General features: G+C 66.2%; 5 protein-coding genes and 2 pseudogenes. 2 read left to right on the forward strand and 5 right to left on the reverse strand.

All coding sequences use genetic code 11. The features are described from left to right. Positions 1 to 72 precede the first annotated feature (72 nt). A pseudogene (locus MJ783_RS09725) lies at positions 73 to 444 on the forward strand (dihydrofolate reductase family protein); the annotation flags it as partial. 493 nt (positions 445 to 937) lie between these two features. Here MJ783_RS09725 and MJ783_RS09730 read toward each other — a convergent pair. The 5 genes and pseudogenes from MJ783_RS09730 to MJ783_RS09750 form a co-directional block, all read right to left on the reverse strand. Further along, the gene (locus MJ783_RS09730; RefSeq protein WP_239310057.1) at positions 938 to 1873 is read right to left on the reverse strand and encodes a hypothetical protein; all 936 of its coding nucleotides are present in this window, start codon (positions 1871 to 1873) and stop codon (positions 938 to 940) included. Beyond that, positions 1870 to 2367, reverse strand: coding sequence for a hypothetical protein (locus MJ783_RS09735; protein WP_239310058.1), 498 nt, complete (start codon positions 2365 to 2367; stop codon positions 1870 to 1872). The genes MJ783_RS09730 and MJ783_RS09735 overlap by 4 nt, the downstream gene beginning before the upstream one ends. Before the next feature lie 863 nt (positions 2368 to 3230). Then, positions 3231 to 3854: pseudogene (locus MJ783_RS09740) on the reverse strand (integrase core domain-containing protein); the annotation flags it as partial. A 22-nt stretch (positions 3855 to 3876) separates the two neighbouring features. Then, positions 3877 to 5160, reverse strand: coding sequence for an ABC transporter substrate-binding protein (locus MJ783_RS09745; protein ID WP_239310062.1), 1284 nt, complete (start codon positions 5158 to 5160; stop codon positions 3877 to 3879). Next, positions 5160 to 5372 (reverse strand): hypothetical protein, encoded by a 213-nt coding sequence (locus MJ783_RS09750; RefSeq protein WP_239310059.1) that lies wholly within the window; start codon positions 5370 to 5372, stop codon positions 5160 to 5162. Before MJ783_RS09750 ends, MJ783_RS09745 begins: the two co-directional genes overlap by 1 nt. A gap of 15 nt (positions 5373 to 5387) precedes the next feature. Between MJ783_RS09750 and MJ783_RS09755 the strand changes: the two genes are divergently transcribed. Then, a complete protein-coding gene (locus tag MJ783_RS09755) occupies positions 5388 to 5849 on the forward strand; it encodes a hypothetical protein (protein WP_239310060.1) in 462 nt (153 codons plus the stop codon). Positions 5850 to 6000: the final 151 nt, after the last annotated feature.

Raw genomic sequence — 6000 nt, forward strand, 5'->3', positions numbered from 1 at the left:
CGTCCACCCCGTCCACGAGCCTGCTCGCCTGTTTGTCGTCCGCAGGACCCGACACCTCGGTGACGTCGACCCAACAGCGTCCCGAAGTACGTGGCCTCCCGCGGCAAGCCCGGCTTCTTGTGGGCCGAGTCCACGCAGCTCGGCCCGGATCTGGCCGGCGCAGTGCGCGAGATCCGTGCCCGGCACGAGCACGTGAAGGTCGTCGGGAGCCTGAACCTGGTGCAGACCCTCCTGCGCGAGAAGCTCTTCGACCGTCTCGACCTCTGGGTGCACCCGATCGTGTTCGGCGTCGGGAAGAAGGTGTTCGACGGCGGCGCGGTGCCCACAAACGTCACGCTCCTCGAACCGCCGGCAGCCGGTCCGAAGGGCACCGCGTACCTGCGTGGCACGCCTGGGACGGGAGACATGAGCGCACCCGATCGCGGTGCCGGGCGCGACGACTGAAGCCGGCCCGCACCAGATGGGTCTGTGTTGTCGGCGGTGAATCCTCCAGGTCGGCGCCGTACGCAATGGTCTGGCAGACCCTGTCGCCCTAGCTAGGCAGGACCGTCATCGCTGTCATCGCCGTGACCGCGCAGACCACGACCGGCAGGCACAGGCGACGGCGAGGCCGGCGGCGAGACCGCATCCTCGCCACCCACATGGCCGCCGCCCAGCAGCTCTCACCCACCCGGCGGTTCCGCGAGCAGCACCGCGAGGCCGGCAGGCCACAGCGACTCGCTGTCGACCCAGATGTTGCCCGCGTCCTCCGGTCAGCCGTGGGTGCTCGACGGTGTCAGGCTGTCCCGCTGCTGGCTGGTGCCGAGTGCCGAACGTTGCCTCGGTGTCGCTGCGCAACTGCGCGACCAGGCTGCGCGCAGTGCCTGCGCCGATGAGCAAGCGTTTGCGGAGGTTCTCCAGATCTGAACGAGTCGACCCACCGGAAGAAATCTGCCTGTTACGGCCCGTCGACACTCGTGAAACGTGAGTCGACTGAGAGCAGGCTGTACCGGCTCTTCGAGGTGATTCCCAGGTTGGTGTGTTCGACAGCGCGGGAGACGGTGACAGTGATGGTCTCGCCGAGCCCCAGGCCGAGACTGAGGAGGCGTTCCTCGCTGTTCACATCAACGTCGATGCGCGGGCTGTTCTTCGCGACACCGAGCTTGAGGGAGAACGAACCGTTGATGTTGAGTTCGACGACGCGTCCCGTGAAGAAACGCTGGTCGACCGACTCTCGCCGTTCGAGGTTCCTGCGGACATGCGCGCGGCCGAGCTCCGTGAGCGTGGCCCGGCGGCTGGTGCCGGACGAGGACCGCCAGATCACGTCTAGGTCGACAGCGTGTCGTTCCAGCGCATCGGTCAGAGCGACGAAGGCGTGGAGCAGGTCCGTCCTGTCGGCGAACCGTCGCATGTCCTGCTGGCCTTCGGCCGCGTCGTGCAGGTCCGCGACAGAGCGGACCGCGCTGTCAACGGGGTCCACCATGGGAAGCGCGAGCTGGCTGCCCTCATCCGCCAGCTCGGCGGGAACGGGGGCAGGGGCGAGGTGGAGCACCGCGCTGCCCCGCGAGAAGCCGACGAGGTCGAGCTGGAGGTCGGCCTGGCTCGCCGAAGGCGCCGCTCCCCTGAGCTCCTTGCGGAACGCGGCGAGGACCTCCTCGACGATCCGTTCGGGCAGCCGGCCGTTGACCCTGTCCCCGCTGAACCTCAGCGACAGGAACCGGGCGGTCACCGCGTCCGGATCGTAGGCGGACAGTGCTTCCGCGAAGCTGCGGTCCAGCGCCTCGACAAGATCGACATCGGATGCGTCGGCATCGTCGCCGGCCTGGCTGAGGTAGTCGTCGGCCATCCGGCGGGCGGCTGGACTGGACAACCTTTCAAGATCGTATCGTCTCATACTTCCACCTCCAGGTAGCCGCGGCTCAACGCGCCGCTCTCCTTGGCCGGCGGGCCTTTAGGCTCGCCGACCGGCCGGGTTCTCTGCCAGAAGTCGTCGAACGCCCCACGGTTCAGCGCGTAGTCGAGCTCCGGCCCCGGGGCCAGGTTCTGAAGCCGGAACGGACTCTGCACGTAGCGGTAGCGGATCAGGATCGGGCTGAGCCGGAACTGCTTCAGCATCTTCTCCCGGTTCGCCAGTTCGACGAGCTTCTTGGCGCCCGGCTTGCCCTTGCACTTCTGGATGGCGTCGTAACCGACCATCACCGACAGATCCAGGTTGTGTGGATCGAGCTTCCCCGAGATGAAGCTGCCCGCGAGCCATACCACGCTCAGCAGCGCGTCGTCCCCGAGATGAGGCCGCATCCGCTCCTCGATGTCGGCCCAGATCCGCAGGTAGGCGACGAAGCCGTCCCAGATCTCCCGGCGGGTCGACGATCCGGGGAAGCCGTCCACGAAACGCTCCAAGACCTCGTCGAGGGCCGCCCGGTACCGGCCGGGAGGTAGGTGCGGCGGCTGACCAACCAGGGGTGGGATCACGACCAGGGGACTCCAGCTAAGTATTGTCGGGCTGGCCCTGTCGCGACAGGGGATTACTTCACGCTACAGATAGTCGCAGGTCAGTGGCAGATACAGACCCGGGACATCCTACGTCAGGGGATCACAAACCAGGCCGGGCCGCCAGGCACCACGATCCTTCCTCACACGGCCGCCCGGCGGACGATGACCCGCACCGCGATGTCGACCCACCAGACCACCACGGGGACGAGGCTGCCGGCCTGGTACGGGGCACTCGGTCCATACCGCCACCGCGATCCTCCTCGCGACCGCGCCCAGCCACGGCGCCACCCACACCGACAGCGTCCTACTCAGCCTGGTGCTGGCGCCGCTAACCACGCTGGCCTTCTTCCTCGGCTGGCTCTGCCGACGACGCGCCCAGCGACCCCATGGCGACCAGCCGACCACGGGGGCGAGACCTTCTACGGCAGCGAGTCGGACTCGGCGCTGGTCAACTGGGGGCCGCGTCAGCCGCCGCCTCCACGGGTTCGCTGACGCGCTACGCGGCCCGCAGCACCCCACCGCCCCGCGCGAGCAACCTCTACAGCGACCTCGACGCAGACCCGACCGCCGCCGCGTTCGCCACCCGGTGCACTGACCAGCACGGCAACCAGCCCACCAGCGCCATCCCTACAAGTGGATCGGAGGCAGGCTGCGGAAAGCCATAATGTCGTGTTCATGACCCAGTCGCTCGACGCGGGACCATGTGGGGTGTCAGAAGCCGGCTACGGGCGTTGACCTGGGATTTTAGGGGCTCGTTCCTATTCGTTGATCAAGTTGCCGAGGACGGGCCGGCGCTTGATCCGCTCCCTGGTCAGGTCTGCGACGGGGTAGTCAGGCCGTGGTGGTTGAAAAGCGCAGCCACGGTGAGGCCGTCGTCCGTTGTAATGGGCCGCGTACTCGGCCAGGGCGGTGCGCACATGCCACTCACCGAAGATCAGCATCCGGTCAGTGACCTCGGTCCGGGCCGTGCGGACGAACCATTCCGCGTAGGCGTTCGCCCGCGGGGTTCGGGGTGGGCTCTTGATCGCGGTGATGCCGGCGTCGGCGAGGACCGCGTCGAAGGATGCGGTGACCTGACCTGACCTGCCCGGTCATGGACCAGGAACCGGAAGCCCGGCAGCCCGGTCACCGAGGTCCATGAGTAAGGTGCCGGGCTTGTTGGGTGGTCCACACGGACCGTCGGGGTGGGCGGTGACCCCGAGGATGTGGACGGTGCGGGAGCCGACTTCGATGAGGAAGAAGCAGTACAGACGCCGCAGCGTCACCGCGCAGTCCACGTGGAAGAAGTCCACTGCCAGCATCGTCGACGCCTGGGTGCGCAGGAACTGCCGCCATGTCGTGTCGGTCTGGTGTTGCGGAGCCGGGGGCAGCCCGAGGGTCTTACGGTACAAGTGAGGCTGCGGATCAATAAGTAAGCTTGCGCACCTTCTCCAAGTTTTCGAGCAGACTTTCCAACCGGCCTGGGTCGGCGATGTAGGCGAGCACCGCCTGGTAAAAGGCAGTCTGCATGGCGGCCGGCATGAGATCGGACGCGTCGAATTCGACGTCCGTGGCATCGACTGCGATCTGGGCCACCTTCCGGGACACCGTATCTGGGTAGGCGTCGAGTGGGACCTCGTGGTTCGGGGAGATGGCGCCCCCCCGGCGAACCCATATCTGCTGTGCCTCGGGGGTGGCGATGTAACGGACGAGCCGGCGGGCCGCGGGCGTATCCCGGAACATGCCGAGCAGGTCCCCGGCGACCTCCTGTGTCGAGGTGCCAGGGTTGTCCGGCTGCAGCTGGAAGAAGTCGAAGTCTTTGCCTGCTACAAGAGGGTGGCCATCGCGCTTGTAGCGCTTGTAAAAGTCGGTGATGAATGAGGCTTCGTGGTCAAGGGTGCAGCGAGGCGGGTCGGTGAACATGCCGTTGCCGACGTTCCCGAAGTTGGTCAGCAAGACGCCGAGCGGGCCGCCAGCAACGGAGTCGTTGATAATCTTGCCCCAAGTCTCCCATGCCTGCTTCACCTTCTGCGAGGTCCACTCCAGCTGCCCCTGTGACCAGCGTCGGTAGAATTCCGGACCCGCCTGGTGCAGCAAGATGTCCTCCACCCAATCGGTACCCGGCCACCCCGACGTCGAACTCGACTCCAGTCCCAGGCACCAGGGCCTACCACCTGCCGCCTGGATCCGGTGGGTGAGGTCGGCCAAGCTGGTCCAGTCCGCAGGCGGCTGATAGCCGGCGGCCTGGAACGACGTCGGCGAATACCAAACGAGGCCCTTCAGCGCCACCTTGACGAAGATTGCCTTCTGCTTGCCCTTGTCCTGCCCGAGCCGTAGCCACTCCGAGCCGTACTGCTTCGCCATCTGCGGCTCGAGGACCGAGTCGAGTGACAGCAGGGCACCACGGGCGGACAGGTCCAACAGTTCGCCGGGGGTGGACAAGGCTACGAGATCCGGTGGGGTTCCGTTCTGCAGCCGGCTCGTGACTACGGCGTCCAAGTCACGCGCCCCTTCGTACCGGACACGGATCCCGGTCCTCACCTCAAACGGTCGGACCATCGCGAGGAAAGAGTCCTGTTCCGGGCCAGTCCAGGGGCCGAACACCGTCACGGTGCCGGCTGTGTCGCCCTCTGAACAAGAGGGCAGCCAGACGCTGGCGAGGAGCAACGTCAGACAAATCGCGGCGATCCGCCGCACCGGTACGATCATCACCGGTACTCGCCTAGTCGGGGGAAAATCCCGATGATCAGCAGCAGTACCACCACGCCGGTTAGAACCGGGATACCGGTGCCGAGCCAGTACTTCGACGCGGCGGCATGCGTCGCCGTGTCGAAGCGTCGCTGCGTAGACTCAGCCGTCGCGCCGAGTGCGTCCTCAGTCCGCTGGTATGCGTTCAAAAGCCTGCTGGTACGGGGCGCCAAGACAGCCTCCCGGGTATGGTCAGCGTCGGTATCGCTAGCGTCGACTTTCATATCCTGGTCAATGGTGGTGAATTCCCGGTATGCCGTGTTCGCCTGGGAGACTGCCGTACGCTCAGCTTCCGTGGCATCGAGGCGAAGAACGGGATCCAGCAGGCTGCTGAAACGTTTGGCGTTCGTTGCGCCTGCGAACATGGTGGCCGCCGTCCGGTCAACTCGCAGGCTGTCGACGGCATCCCCACCGCCAACGCTTGGGAGAGCATTCGCGACGTCCTGTGGGGCGATGAGGGATCTGGCGCGGGCACCGTAATCATCGGCGAGGAGAGCCATATCCATCTCGGCCCCGATCACACCTTGGAGCGCAGCCACTCCGTCATGGATGTCGTTGCGGGTGTGGGCGGTCTGGAACGACGTCAGCGTGAGCAGGATGATCCCAAGAACGGTCGCCGCGCACAGGGGCCTGTAAGAACAACGGTGTAACACCCAGCGCCAGCGGGCCGTTTCCGCAGGTGAAGGCCCCGTTGTTGGTAGTTACCGGAAGATCTTCTGACAGTCCCCACGGCCAAGCGCGCTCACGTCCACAGAGCTGCGGTCGATCGCCATCAGGAGTCCGTCCGCTGGTAGGTGGTCG

It is taken from the genome of Protofrankia sp. Cj3, from assembly GCF_917627355.1.
Classification (GTDB): Bacteria; Actinomycetota; Actinomycetes; order Frankiales; family Frankiaceae; genus Protofrankia.